Origin of the sequence: Corynebacterium sp. HMSC061H03, from assembly GCF_001838215.1 — a bacterium.
Lineage (GTDB): Bacteria > Actinomycetota > Actinomycetes > Mycobacteriales > Mycobacteriaceae > Corynebacterium > Corynebacterium jeikeium_D.
The window spans coordinates 168,527-181,733 of sequence record NZ_KV836066.1; the positions used below are offsets into that span (position 1 = coordinate 168,527).

10 protein-coding genes are annotated in these 13,207 nt (G+C 58.5%); 6 read left to right on the forward strand and 4 right to left on the reverse strand.

Translation table 11 applies throughout. The features are described from left to right. Positions 1 to 38: 38 nt before the first annotated feature. The 3 genes from sufD to HMPREF2787_RS05445 are packed head-to-tail and all read right to left on the reverse strand — an operon-like array spanning position 39 to position 3,396. On the reverse strand, positions 39 to 1,229 hold the full coding sequence (gene sufD, locus HMPREF2787_RS05435) for a Fe-S cluster assembly protein SufD (protein WP_016422751.1): 1,191 nt from the start codon (positions 1,227 to 1,229) through the stop codon (positions 39 to 41). A 5-nt stretch (positions 1,230 to 1,234) separates the two neighbouring features. Next, positions 1,235 to 2,701, reverse strand: coding sequence for a Fe-S cluster assembly protein SufB (gene sufB / locus HMPREF2787_RS05440; RefSeq protein ID WP_016422750.1), 1,467 nt, complete (start codon positions 2,699 to 2,701; stop codon positions 1,235 to 1,237). Continuing rightward, entirely contained in the window at positions 2,698 to 3,396 is a 699-nt protein-coding gene (locus HMPREF2787_RS05445) for a helix-turn-helix transcriptional regulator (RefSeq protein ID WP_038625383.1), read from the reverse strand. Before HMPREF2787_RS05445 ends, sufB begins: the two co-directional genes overlap by 4 nt. A 186-nt stretch (positions 3,397 to 3,582) precedes the next feature. Between HMPREF2787_RS05445 and mptB the strand changes: the two genes are divergently transcribed. The 4 genes from mptB (at position 3,583) to HMPREF2787_RS05465 (ending at position 8,225) form a co-directional block, all read left to right on the forward strand. Continuing rightward, entirely contained in the window at positions 3,583 to 5,322 is a 1,740-nt protein-coding gene (gene mptB / locus HMPREF2787_RS05450; RefSeq protein WP_070858601.1) for a polyprenol phosphomannose-dependent alpha 1,6 mannosyltransferase MptB, read from the forward strand. Positions 5,323 to 5,347: 25 nt separating this feature from the next. Further along, on the forward strand, positions 5,348 to 6,316 hold the full coding sequence (locus tag HMPREF2787_RS05455; RefSeq protein ID WP_049170623.1) for an ABC transporter ATP-binding protein: 969 nt from the start codon (positions 5,348 to 5,350) through the stop codon (positions 6,314 to 6,316). Next, positions 6,316 to 7,119, forward strand: a complete 804-nt coding sequence (locus tag HMPREF2787_RS05460) for an ABC transporter permease (RefSeq protein WP_070856741.1) — start codon at positions 6,316 to 6,318, stop codon at positions 7,117 to 7,119. Before HMPREF2787_RS05455 ends, HMPREF2787_RS05460 begins: the two co-directional genes overlap by 1 nt. Positions 7,120 to 7,211: 92 nt before the next feature. Further along, positions 7,212 to 8,225 (forward strand): COX15/CtaA family protein, encoded by a 1,014-nt coding sequence (locus tag HMPREF2787_RS05465; RefSeq protein WP_016422745.1) that lies wholly within the window; start codon positions 7,212 to 7,214, stop codon positions 8,223 to 8,225. Positions 8,226 to 8,607: 382 nt separating this feature from the next. On the opposite strand, the gene HMPREF2787_RS05470 is transcribed toward HMPREF2787_RS05465, so the two are convergent. Further along, entirely contained in the window at positions 8,608 to 9,522 is a 915-nt protein-coding gene (locus HMPREF2787_RS05470; protein ID WP_210401196.1) for a heme o synthase, read from the reverse strand. A 289-nt stretch (positions 9,523 to 9,811) separates the two neighbouring features. Here HMPREF2787_RS05470 and tkt point away from each other — a divergent pair, with 289 nt between their 5' ends. Both tkt and tal read left to right on the forward strand, forming a co-directional pair. Then, complete coding sequence (tkt, locus tag HMPREF2787_RS05475) at positions 9,812 to 11,911, forward strand: transketolase (protein WP_070858603.1); 2,100 nt, start codon at positions 9,812 to 9,814, stop codon at positions 11,909 to 11,911. Between the two features lie 170 nt (positions 11,912 to 12,081). Beyond that, on the forward strand, positions 12,082 to 13,197 hold the full coding sequence (gene tal / locus HMPREF2787_RS05480; protein ID WP_070595254.1) for a transaldolase: 1,116 nt from the start codon (positions 12,082 to 12,084) through the stop codon (positions 13,195 to 13,197). The last annotated feature ends 10 nt before the right edge of the window (positions 13,198 to 13,207 follow it).

Below are 13,207 nucleotides of genomic sequence, written 5' to 3' on the forward strand. Positions count from 1 at the left end.
GGTGACAGGACGGAAAGGGTGAGAAAGAAGATAAGCGGTTAGAAGCCAGCGGTGTTGAGCTCTTCGTCAACGAGCTTTTCAAGCTTCTCGCGAACGGACTCGACCGGAATCAGGTTGATGACCTCGCTGAAGAAGCCGCGAACCACCAGACGGCGAGCGGCCAGCTCCGGAATACCACGCGAGAGCAGGTAGAAGAGCTGTTCCTCGTCGAAGCGGCCGACGGTGGCAGCGTGACCAGCACCGGCAATCTCACCGGTTTCAATCTCCAGGTTCGGAACTGCGTCGGCACGCGCGCCTTCGGTGAGCAGCAGGTTGCGGTTGAGCTCGTAGGTGTCGGTGCCAGTAGCTTCTGCACGAATGAGCACGTCTCCCACCCACGCGGTGCGGGCCTCACGATGAGCGACATTCGGCTCGCCCTGCAGCGCGCCCTTGTACATCACGTTGGAGCGGCAGTTCGGCACAGCGTGGTCGACCAGCATGCGGTTTTCAAAGTACTGACCGGCATCGGCGAAGTACACGCCCAGCAGATCGACGTCGCCGCCGGGTGCCGTGAAAGCAACGCGCGGAACGATACGGACAACCTCGCCGCCAAACGTTGCGACAGTGTGGCGCAGCGTAGCATCCCGGCCGACACGAACGTGGTGCGCCGAACCATGAACGGCATCTTCGTTCCAGTTCACCATGGTCACGACGCCCAGCTTGGCGCCGTCGCCGATTACGAACTCGATGTTGTCCGCGAACGTGCCACTGCCTCGGTAGTTAATGACGCAGACGGCCTCGGCATGGGACTGCACGTCAATGACAATGTGGCCGTAGGACACCTTGTCCTCGCCCGGACCATCGATGTCGATGACGACAGGCTCCTTGGACACCGAGTTCTTCGCGAAGGTCACGATGTGCGCATCGTCGAAGTTGGAGTACGCCTGTGCTGCCACGCGGTCCGTTGGGGCGCCGGCGCGACCAAGGCGCTCGTCGTCACGCTTGACGACGTCCACAGCGACGCCATCCTGACCAGCAGTCTCGACCGAAATTGAGGCTGCAACCGGCTCTGCTGCGGTGCCGTTGTGGAGACCGCGGAGCTTACGCAGCGGCGTGAACTTCCACTCTTCATCCTTGCCATGCGGCACGGCGAAGTCCTCCACGTTGAAGGATGAGAAAACGTCGCCCTTGTTCGCCAGCACGCGACGGCTATGAGCAGCCTGGTTTTCGTTGTTAATCGTCGTAGTCATTGGTATTAACCGACCGAACCTTCCATCTGCAGTTCAATGAGGCGGTTGAGCTCGAGGGCGTATTCCATCGGGAGCTCCTTGGCGATGGGCTCGACAAAGCCGCGCACGACCATGGCCATTGCATCTTCTTCTTCGATGCCGCGACTCATCAGGTAGAAAAGCTGATCGTCAGAGACCTTGGAAACCGTTGCCTCGTGGCCGAGGGTGACGTCGTCCTCGCGGACATCCACGTATGGGTACGTGTCCGAACGTGAAATCGTGTCCACCAGGAGTGCGTCACACTCGACGTTGGAGTGCGAGTGCTTGGCACCCTTGTTGACCTGCACCAGACCGCGGTAGGCAGCGCGGCCACCGTTGCGGGCCACGGACTTGGACACGATGTTGGAGCTCGTGTGCGGAGCCATGTGCACCATCTTGGCGCCGGTGTCCTGGAACTGGCCCTCGCCAGCCATAGCCACGGACAGCACCTCGCCCTTGGCATGCGGACCGGTCATCCACACTGCCGGGTACTTCATGGTGACCTTGGAACCGATGTTGCCGTCAATCCACTCCATGGTTGCGCCCTCTTCGCACTTGGTGCGCTTGGTAACCAGGTTGTAGACGTTGTTCGACCAGTTCTGGATCGTGGTGTAGCGGCAGCGGCCACCCTTCTTCACGATGATCTCCACAACAGCCGAGTGCAGCGAGTCGGACTTGTAAATCGGAGCGGTACAGCCCTCGACGTAGTGCACGTAGGCATCTTCATCGACAATAATGAGCGTGCGCTCGAACTGTCCCATGTTTTCCGTGTTGATACGGAAGTATGCCTGCAGCGGGATGTCCACGTGGACGCCCTTCGGCACGTAAATGAAGGAGCCGCCGGACCAGACTGCGGTGTTAAGAGCGGAGAACTTGTTGTCACCGGACGGAATGACGGTGCCGAAGTACTCCTTAAACAGCTCCGGGTGCTCCTTGAGAGCGGTGTCGGTGTCCAGGAAGATAACGCCCTGGGCCTCCAGATCCTCGCGAATCTGGTGGTAGACAACCTCAGACTCGTACTGAGCGGCGACACCTGCGACCAGGCGCTGCTTCTCAGCCTCCGGAATGCCGAGCTTGTCGTAGGTGTTCTTAATATCCTCCGGCAGGTCTTCCCAGGTCTGGGCCTGCTTCTCGGTGGAGCGAACGAAGTACTTAATGTTGTCGAAGTCGATGCCCGACAGATCCGCGCCCCAGGTGGGCAGCGGCTTGCGGTCGAAGATTTCCAAAGCCTTCAAGCGACGTTCAAGCATCCACTCCGGCTCGTTCTTCTTAGCCGAAATATCGCGAACGACCGCTTCAGATAGGCCGCGCTTCGCGGAAGCGCCAGCGGTATCCGGGTCGTGCCAACCGAACTGGTAGGCACCAATAGACTCAATAATCTCTTCGTCAGTCTGCGGAGTGGCAGCCTTCGTGGATTCAGCCACGTCGGTGGAGTTCTCATGGGCGAGGGTCATTGTCCGCTCCTTTCATGTGGCAATTCAGTAAGTGTCTTTGTTACGGGAGTGAGTGGGATATTTGTGGTGCAGATACCGTTTCCATCAGCGATAGTCGCCAACGGTTGGGTGTGCTGCCCTAATAATTTACTAACGGCTTCATGCTCCGCCGCGCAGAGCTCCGGAAACTCGGAGGCTACGTGACTAATTGGGCAATGGTGCTGGCAAATCTGCACGCCGCCAGTGTTCTGGTTGATAGTTGCCGCGTATCCGGCCCGTCGGAAAGCATCGACGACGGCCTCTACGACCTCTTCCTTCTCTGCGTCCTGCCCCACAGGGGTGACGCCGAGCAGAATGTCATCAATGCGCTGACGGGCAAACTGGGCAACTGCCTGCTCACCGCCGGCCTTGCGCAGTGCGGTTAGAGCTGCGCTAGCAAGATCGTCGTAAGCGTGTCCGAATCTAGCGCGGCCCCGGTCTGTCAGGCGGTAGGACTTTGCCGGCCTGCCTCGGCCTCGGGGGCCAGTACTGGGTGCCGGAGCGGTTTCGGCGAGACCTTCGTCCACCAGAATGTCGATGTGGCGACGGACTCCTGCAGCGGATAGCCCCAGGGTGTCAGCGATAAAAGTCGCGGACGCCGGGTTGTGTTCCAGAAGTAATTGGAGAATGCGCTTGCGCGTATCACCGTCATTGACGGTCGGTTTCCGATCAGCCATGACTGGTGAGTCACCTCCTGCGATTGGACTGCTGGATCATAAAAAGGTGTCTAGGTGGCTCAGCGAGGCAAATATCCCACTTGCGCCGCTGGTGTATTAGACAACACAATTGTGTCGTAATTGGTGCATAAAGTCCAACGCATTTAAATATCAATGCAACGTCGCTGATTAGAACGCCCTTTCGGCGTGTCGAATCGTCTACTATGTGACCTTGTGAAAACTAACCGACCCGCCCCGCGCCGCTCGTCCACCTTCGACGATGCTCTCGGGGTGCGTGACGCCATACCGAAAATTGGTCTGGCCGGTTCCAGGTCGGCAACCCTCCACCAAGGCTCAGAACAGCCGCTCCAACACCGCATCAATTACCGCGAACTCCGACGCTTCACCTGGCTGCGTTGGCTGGGTACTCTTGGGGCGATCTTTATTATGGTCACCGGGATTGGCGCAGGCGCGACACCGGTGGTTGGAAATGAGTTTTGGGGTACACCACTCGGGCTGATCCTCGGTCGAATGTTGGTGGCAACGACAATCGTCACCTTCGTGGGGATTGGCATGTTAGTCACAGCCTGGTTGGGTGTCGGAGCGTTCGTTCTGGCCGGTGCGCGGACTCGCGTCACCGCGGTGACCACTCCGATGCTCATACGCACCTACGCGGCATGGGTATTGCCCTTGGTGTTTACCGCTCCCCTGTTTACGCAGGATATCTACTCCTATTTGGCGCAGGCTGCAATTGTGGAGCGGGGTATGGATCCCTATCTCGCAGGACCTGTTGACCTATTGGGAGCCAACGACCCACTGGCCCGATCGGTGCCATTGATTTGGTCGCACTCTCCGAGCCCGTACGGCCCCACAGCCCTCGCAGTGGCATGGGGTATCGCCAAGATAACCAGCGACGGGGTGATTGCTTCCGTCTTTCTACACCGACTCGTCGCCATCGTTTCGCTTCTCGTGGTGTCCTGGGCGCTGGTGCAGCTTGGTCGCCGCTGCGGAGTTAGCTCTCAGTTCACCCTATGGCTGGGCACGCTCAATCCGCTGGTATTGCTGCACCTGGTGGGGGGTATCCACAACGAGGCCCTGCTGCTTGCACTCCTGCTCGTTGGCCTCGAACTGTGTCTACGCGCTATCCACGGTCCTGCGCAATCGATGGAGCCCGATGAGCTGCCAGAACCCGGACCAATCGGACACGAGAACCAAAGCCGAGGAAGATCATGGGCGCTGTATGTAGGCGGTATTGTGCTCATCAGCCTCGCCGGAATGGTTAAAGTTACCGGTTTCGTGGCGCTCGGCTTTGCCGGCATGTGGCTGGCCAGAAAATTCGGCAGCACCTGGAAGGCCGTTGCTCTTTCCGCAGTAGTGACGGGCGCAATAACCGTCGTCACGGCAGTCGTTGTTTCCTTAGGAACTGGTCTGGGCTTTGGTTGGATCACCGCGCAAGGTGGCGCCGCGACGGTGCGCAGTTGGATGTCGCTAACTACCCTGCTCGGGATCATCGCTGGTTTCTTCGGGAGGCTCCTGGGGCTCGGCGATATCAGCGACAGTGCTTTGCTGTTTACCCGCGGCATTGGTGTAGCGCTAGTGGCTGCCTGGCTCCTACGCATGCTGTTAGCGACGTTCCGTGGTCGCATTCACCCGCTCGGCGGCTACGGCCTGGCGATGTTCGCTCTAGTAATCCTCTTCCCCGTCGTGCACCCCTGGTACCTGCTATGGGCCATCGTGCCGCTGTCCGCTTGGGCCAACCGGGTACAATTTCGCATTGCCGTGGTTCTGTACTCGGCAATTTTCAGTTTTGTAGTACTACCACGCGGCCTGGGGTTGCCTCCGGGCACCGTCGCTCAGATTTACCTACTGGCGTTGGTATTCTTCGTCGCAGTCATGCTCGTCATCTTGGCGTACTCGACGCGATCTAAGGTATTTCGCCTTCATTAAAACTGTGAGATTAGACTGACTAACCGTGAATAACGCTGCCAATTCTCCTGCTCTGCGCCTTGAGAACGTAACGAAGAAATTCGATGACGTTGAGGCTGTATCAGACCTTTCGCTTTCCCTGGATCGAGGTAGGGTTCTTGCGCTTCTCGGCCCCAACGGCGCTGGTAAGACCACAACCGTTGAAATGTGTGAGGGCTTCATCAAGCCGGATGAAGGGCGAATTCGCATTCTCGATCTCGACCCGGTCACTCAAACCACAGCACTGCGCAGCCGCATTGGCATCATGCTCCAGGGCGGAGGTGCCTACCCCGGTGTTCGCGTTGGCGAAATGCTGAACCTCGTTGCCAGTTACTCCGCAAATCCACTGGACACTGATTGGCTCCTTGAAGTCGTAGGCCTAGAACGCCATCGTAAGACGAACTACCGCAGGCTCTCGGGTGGTCAGCAGCAGCGACTGTCGCTCGCATGCGCCCTGGTCGGACGTCCGGAGCTGGTGTTCCTCGACGAGCCGACAGCAGGCCTCGATGCCCAGTCCCGTCTAGCCGTCTGGGATCTCATCTCGTCGCTGCGCCGGGATGGAGTCACCGTAGTCCTGACAACGCATCTGATGGACGAGGCTGAATCGCTTGCCGACGACGTTGCGATTATCGACCGAGGCCATTTAGTTGTGGCCGGCACCACCGAGGAAATCACTAGCGCAGGCGCATCGGCGCTCCATGGGACGTCGTCAAGCACTGCTATGAAGGTCAGCGTTCGAGGCAGCCTTGACTTCGAAGAGGTCAACCGCAGCTTTAGCGAGTCTGGTCTTTCGCAGCGTCTGCAGCTTTCTGGCGGTGGAGAGTTCTCCCTGATTGGTGAGGCTTCACCGCGCGCCTTGACTGTATTGGCGCAGAGTTGCGAGCGACAAGAGGTGTTGATCACCTCGTTGAATAAGGCGACGCAATCGCTTGAAGATGTCTTCTTGCAGATCACTGGAACGGAGATGAGGAGCTAATGACTACCGCACCGAGGTCTGATGCCTCCCGCTTTGCTAAGGGCACTTTCGCCCCGGAGCCGCAGCGTTCGGACATGGCGACGTTGGTCATGTCGCAGGCGTGGTTGGAGACGAAGCTCTTCTGGCGGCACGGTGAGCAAATGCTCCTCACCATCATTATCCCGTTGGCGATGCTCATCGGACTGGTGATGGTGCCTGTGTTGGAACTCGATGATCCGCTCGAGCGCATCTTCCCCATGGTGCTGGCGATTTCCGTCATGTCTGCAGGTTTTACGGGGCAGGCAATTGCCGTGGGCTTTGACCGTCGTTACGGAGCCCTGAAGCGCATCGGTGCCTCAGGCGTGCCACCGTGGGGCATTATTGCAGGCAAGATTGTGTCGGTCTGCACTACTGTCACGTTGCAATACATACTGTTCAGCCTCGTGGGGCTCGCTCTTGGCGCAGAGCTCTCGATTGGCGGCTGGCTGTTGGCTTATGTGGGGATGCTTCTGGGAACGTTCGTTTTTACTTCATTGGGCTTGCTCATGGGCGGCACGTTGGGGGCCGAGCTAATCCTAGGTCTCGCCAACCTGATCTGGTTCCTCCTTATTGGTGCTACTACTTATGTGGCCGTCGCACCGTCGCTAGATGGCATCAGCTCTGTACTGCTGCACCTCTTGCCGTCCGTCGCGCTTACCGACGTGATCTCCGCGGCATTGGCCATGTCCGTCCATTGGTCAGCTGTCGGGGTGCTGATCGTGTGGGGTGTCCTTGGCGCTGCACTGGCGGTCCGCTGGTTCCGTTTTGATATGCCGAATGACTAGGAATCTATCGGGGAGTCTGCATAGAAAAGCGCAGCCCAACGCAGGGGTTTCGCTTTTACCATTTTCCGCCAGCATGGGTAGAATTTCTTAATGTGAATACTGCAGATCGAAGTTTGCCCCTATCGTTTTTGCCGCTGACACCAATCGGGCGCCAGAAGCTCTATGCCCTGCTGGTTTTGATTGCACAGGCGGCAATTGCGGTAACCGGTTCTATCGTCCGTGTTACTGGTTCAGGTCTCGGTTGTGCTTCGTGGCCTGAATGTCACCCAGGCAGCTTCGTTCCTGTCGCGGGGGAAGCAGAAATGCTCCATCAGATTATTGAGTTTGGCAACCGGCTGCTCACCTTTGTGCTGGTTGCTCTGACACTTCTGCTCTTTCTTTCGGTTATGCGTGTCGGTCGCCGTCAGGAAATCAAGTTGCTGGCCTTCCTCAACGGTCTCGGCGTTATCGTCCAGGCTGTTATCGGCGGTATCTCCGTTTGGGTTGACCTGAAGTGGTACGCCGTAGCGTTGCACTTCCTGCCTTCGATGATTCTGGTCTGGCTCGCTGGCATGCTTTTCGTCAAGATTTCTGAGCCTGACGACGGCACTGCTACCCGCATGTACCCGCGCTATCTGCGCTATTTGGCTGCCGCCTCCGGCTTGGCCCTGACGATGACGCTGATTACCGGAACTATGGTCACCGGTGCCGGACCACACGCTGGAGATGCTTCGGTGCTCCCGGAGGATCGCCTCCAGCTACCGATTGTTGACCTGGCGCATATCCACGCTGGTTTTATGTACCTCTACCTTGGCCTGGTTATCGGCCTCATTTTCGGTCTGCTGGCCTCGGAAGCCTTTGCACCTGTGCGTAAGGTTGCCATCGCACTCGTTGTGTTCATTTTGGCTCAGGGCGTAGTTGGAATGATTCAGTATTGGTCCGGTGTACCGGAGGCATTGGTGCCGGTTCACGTTGCCGGATCTGGTATCTGCACCGCTTTGACTGCAGTACTTTTCCAGCACGGTTACCGCACTGTCGGTGGGAGCGCAGAAGTCACTGGCTCGCTTGAAGGCGATGCGGCTGCCGCCACTGTTGCTTCGGAGAAGAACGTCGAGGTTACCGCGTAGCTAGCTGCCGGTCAGCGGCTGTATTAACCACTGTGGTTACCGGCTGTTGATTCCTGCTTGAACCGCCTAAACACGCGCTTTGGTTGTGCGTGTTTAGGCGGTTCTGCTGTCTGCTCGGCTCCGTGTGCTCGGATGTGCGTTTCCCAGTGGCTAGCGGGCTGCGCGGGCGGTGCGGGCTGCGCGGGCGGTGCAAGGGGGCGGTCTGCCCACCTATCGATCCGAGTTACTGACTATGTTTATGACAGAAATCGCGCGAAAAATGGCCTGAAAGTGTCATAAACTCGCACAGTTTCACATTTGCAGCCCGTGCCCATCTCCACACACAAAAAGAGACCCTTCCCGCAACCGGAAAGGGCCTCTTCAAAGGAGCTCAGCAACTGCCCTAGAACATGCTCGAAATTGTCTGCAATCCGAGTACGGCATCGAGAGAAAGCGCCACACAGACGATAGACAAGTAGTTGTTCGACATGAAGAACAGCTTCATCGACTTAATCTTGCCGCCGGTCTTAACGTGGCGGTGCAGGTCAATGGCGCCCCACAGGAACCAAGCACCAGCGCCAACGGCGCCAAGCAGATAGATCCAACCCGCGTACGGAACCAATAGCAGAGTGGTAATCACGGTCGCGGCGGTGTAGTAAATAATGCGCTTGGAAACGACGATTGCCGGCTTGACCACTGGCATCATCGGCACGCCAGCAGCCTTGTAGTCCTCCTTGTAGCGCAGGCCCAATGCCCAGGTGTGCGGCGGAGTCCAGAAGAAGATAAGCAGGAACAGGATGAATGCCTGCCACCAGTGAGCCAGCCCCGTAATCTCCGGGTTGTTGTCAGTGATTACGGCCCAGCCGACCATCACCGGCATGCACCCCGCAGCGCCACCCCAGATTACGTTCTGATCAGTACGGCGCTTCAGCCACAACGTGTAGACGAAGATGTAGAAGGCAATCGTAATCAGAATGAAAACGGCGGCCAGTAGCGAGTTACACAGCAACCACAGCCATAGGAACGACGCAATCATCAAGACAGTGCCGAAAATCGCTGCCGCTCGACGGCTAACCTGGTTGCGCGCGAGCGGGCGACGGCGAGTGCGGCGCATCTTCTGGTCGATGTCGTAATCCATGACCATGTTGAAGGTGTGCGCAGCTGCGGCACCCAGCCAACCACCGAACAAGGTGAGAAGAATCAGTCCAACGTGAACACGACCGCGATCAGCCTGAAGCATTGCGGGAATGGCCGCGACGAGCAGTAGCTCGATAATTCTTGGCTTAGTCAGTGCAATATACGCCTTGACTGTTTCCAACAAAGCAATGTCCCTTTCACGCGCCATAAACAAACCCCCCGTTTACAGATAGTCGGATGCAACGGTCGGAAAGTTCCCGACGAGTTTTTCCGGAAAATAAAATGAGGGGCAGGCAATCAGTTTACCGGTAATCATAACGGTTCCAATAATGACCGTCGTGAAGCATGTGCGGCGCGCCCTCTGAGACTTACCTCTTAGCTAATCGGCCCGGTTTGAACCCGGAGCGCGCAATCCTAGTTAGTATGGAGAAGAACTTTACTAATCCATTTGGATACTAGGAGTCATTCACGTGACACTGTCGACTGAGCATGAAGCACGGGTTGTTCGCAACTACCCCTCGGACTGGTCTGACTTGGATACGAAGGCCGTAGATACGGCTCGTGTGCTGGCTGCGGACGCCGTGGAAAAGGCAGGTTCGGGACATCCCGGCACTGCTATGAGCCTCGCACCGCTGGCTTACTCTCTTTACCAGCGCGTTATGCGCCATGACCCGAAGGATACGAAGTGGATCGGCCGTGACCGTTTCATTCTCTCCTGTGGTCACACCTCTCTGACGCAGTACGTCCAGCTCTACCTCGGCGGTTTCGGCCTGGAGCTCGATGACCTGAAGGCACTGCGTACGTGGGACGCCCTCACCCCGGGGCACCCGGAGTACGGACACACTGACGGCGTGGAAATCACCACTGGTCCGCTGGGTCAGGGTCTGGCGTCGGCTGTCGGTTTTGCCATGGCTTCGCGACGGGAACGTGGGCTGTTCGACCCGGAAGCTGCCCCGGGTGAGTCTCCGTTCGATCACTTCGTGTACGTCATCGCTTCTGATGGTGACGTTCAGGAGGGTGTTACTGCCGAGGCCTGCTCGCTGGCTGGCACTCAGCAGCTGGGCAACTTGATTGTCTTCTGGGATGACAACGGCATCTCCATCGAGGACGACACCACTATTGCTTTCACAGAGAATGTCGCGGACCGCTACCGTGCTTACGGCTGGCAGGTCATTGAGGTCGACGGCGGCGAGGACGTCGCTGCACTCGAGGCTGCTGTCGAGGAGGCCAAGAAGGATACGGAGCGTCCGACCTTCATTCGCGTTCGCACTGTGATCGCTTACCCGGCTCCGACCAAGATGAACACCGGCGCTTCGCACGGTGCTGCACTTGGTGGCGACGAGATTGCCGGAATCAAGGAAGCTCTCGGCTTCGATACCGACAAGAACTTCAACGTCGCTGACGAGGTCATTGAGCACACCCGCAAGCTGGTTGAGCGCGGTGCTGAGGCTCACGCACAGTGGCAGGTCAAGTTTGATGAGTGGGCTGCGGCTAACCCGGAGCGCAAGGTTCTGCTGGACCGTCTGACCGCCGGCGAGCTGCCTGAGGGCTTCGACGCTGAGCTGCCGACTTGGGAGCCGGATGAGAAGGGCGTTGCTACTCGCAAGGCATCTGAGGCCGCGCTGCAGGCACTGGGTAAGACCCTGCCGGAGCTGTGGGGTGGCTCAGCTGACCTGGCTGGCTCCAACAACACCGTCCTGAAGGGCGAGCCGTCCTTCGGCCCGAAGTCCATCACCACCGGTACCTGGACCACCGACCCGTACGGCCGCAACCTGCACTTCGGTATTCGTGAGCATGCCATGGGCTCGATCCTCAACGGCATTCTGCTCCACGGTGGTACCCGTCCGTACGGCGGCACCTTCCTTATCTTCTCGGACTACATGCGTCCGGCTGTCCGCCTGGCATCGCTGATGGGCATCTCCCCTATTTATGTCTGGACCCACGACTCCATTGGTCTGGGCGAAGACGGCCCGACGCACCAGCCTATTGAGCAGCTGGCTTCGCTGCGCGCTATCCCGGGTGTGTCCACCGTCCGTCCGGCTGACGCTAACGAGACCGCTCAGGCTTGGGCCGCTGTTCTCGAAGGCGAGGCAGGTCCGAAGGCTCTGGCTCTGACCCGCCAGAACGTTCCGGTTCTGGAAGGCACGAAGGAAAAAGCCGCCGAGGGTGTCCGTCGTGGTGCATACGTGCTTGTCGACGGCGCCAAGGAGACCCCGGACGTCATCCTGATGGCTACCGGTTCGGAAGTCCACCTCGCTGTCGAAGCTGCTGACAAGCTGGCTGAAGAAGGCGTCAGCGCCCGCGTTGTCTCCGTTCCGTGTCTCGACTGGTTCGAGCAGCAGGACGATGCCTACCGCGAGCAGGTTCTGCCGAAGTCCGTCCGCGCTCGTGTCTCGGTTGAGGCCGGTATTGCAATGCCGTGGTACCGCCACCTGGGTGATGCTGGTCGCGCTATCTCCCTGGAGCACTTCGGTGCATCGGCTCCGTACAAGGAGCTGTTCGAGAAGTTCGGCATCACAGCAGAGGCTGTTGTCGATGCCGCCAAGGAGTCCATCGAGGCTGCTAAGTAAGTTTGTTAAAACCTGGCGCTATCGGCCGTTGTCGGGACGGGATTTGTGAAAACCGTACCGCGCTCCGGTAGCGCCAGTATTGTTTGTGACGCACAGTAGTTTAAGGACATACAACTTTTAGCGAAGTCTTTAGGCAACGAAGCGGTATTGACAGAAAGGCGTTAAACACTATGGGAAACACCACGATGGAAGCGCTCGCCAAGGTAGGGACTTCGGCGTGGCTCGACGATCTTTCGCGCCAGCGCCTCACCTCGGGCGATTTGAAAAATCTTATTGAAGAGCTTCGGGTTGTCGGTGTCACTACTAACCCGGCAATCTTCTCTTCGGCGATGACCGCCGGTGAGGATTACGACTCTCAGCTGGCGCAGCTCACTGCAGAGGGGGCGAACCCGGCAGATGCTGTGTTCGCGATGGCAATCGACGACGTCCGCGATGCCTGTGACCTTTTCGCTGGTGTATCCGAAGAAACCGACGGTGTCGATGGCCGTGTGTCCATCGAGGTCGATCCTCGCTACGCCGACAACTACGAGGCCACGATTGCGCAGGCCCGTAAGCTCTGGGAGCGCGTCGGCAAGCAGAACGCGATGATTAAGATTCCGGCGACCGATGCTTCCCTGCCGGCTGTCACCCAGGCTCTGTCCGAGGGAATCTCGGTAAACGTCACCCTGATTTTCTCGGTGGAGCGTTACCTGCAGGTCATTGATGCGTTCATCGAGGGCATTGAGCGTGCGAAGGACAACGGCGTGGACCTGGCTTCGGTCCACTCTGTTGCGTCGCTGTTTGTTTCCCGCGTTGACACCGAAATCGATGCTCGCCTGGACAAGATCGGCTCCGAGGAGGCCCTGGCTCTGCGCGGCAAGGCTGGTCTGGCCAATGCCCGTGCAGCTTACGCCAAGTTCGAGGAGACTTTCTCGGCGCAGAATATTCGCTGGGCACAGCTGGAAAACGCCGGTGCTAAGCCGCAGCGCCTGCTGTGGGCTTCGACCGGTGTGAAGAACCCGGCTTACCCGGACACCCTCTACGTCACTGAGCTGGCTGCACCGCAGACTGTGAATACCATGCCGGAGAAGACGCTGCGTGCTGCCGCGGGCTTCGAGGGCGAGGTTCGCGACGCCGTCAGCGGCCAGGGTGACGCAGCCAATGCCGTTATGACTCAGCTCAGCGAGATTGGCATCGACCTCGATGACGTCTTCGCTGTCCTGGAGCGCGAGGGCGTGGAGAAGTTCGTGGACTCCTGGCAGTCCTTGCTCGAGTCGATTGCACAGCGCATGGAGCAGCTGAAGTAAGCCTGCTGAT

Excerpts from the sequence above, each read along its gene's own strand:
- sufD (WP_016422751.1), bottom strand. The coding sequence starts at position 1,229 with ATGACTACGACGATTAACAACGAAAACCAGGCTGCTCATAGCCGTCGC.
- sufB (WP_016422750.1), bottom strand. The coding sequence starts at position 2,701 with ATGACCCTCGCCCATGAGAACTCCACCGACGTGGCTGAATCCACGAAG.
- HMPREF2787_RS05445 (WP_038625383.1), bottom strand. The coding sequence starts at position 3,396 with ATGGCTGATCGGAAACCGACCGTCAATGACGGTGATACGCGCAAGCGC.
- HMPREF2787_RS05460 (WP_070856741.1), top strand. The coding sequence starts at position 6,316 with ATGACTACCGCACCGAGGTCTGATGCCTCCCGCTTTGCTAAGGGCACT.
- tal (WP_070595254.1), top strand. The coding sequence starts at position 12,082 with ATGGGAAACACCACGATGGAAGCGCTCGCCAAGGTAGGGACTTCGGCG.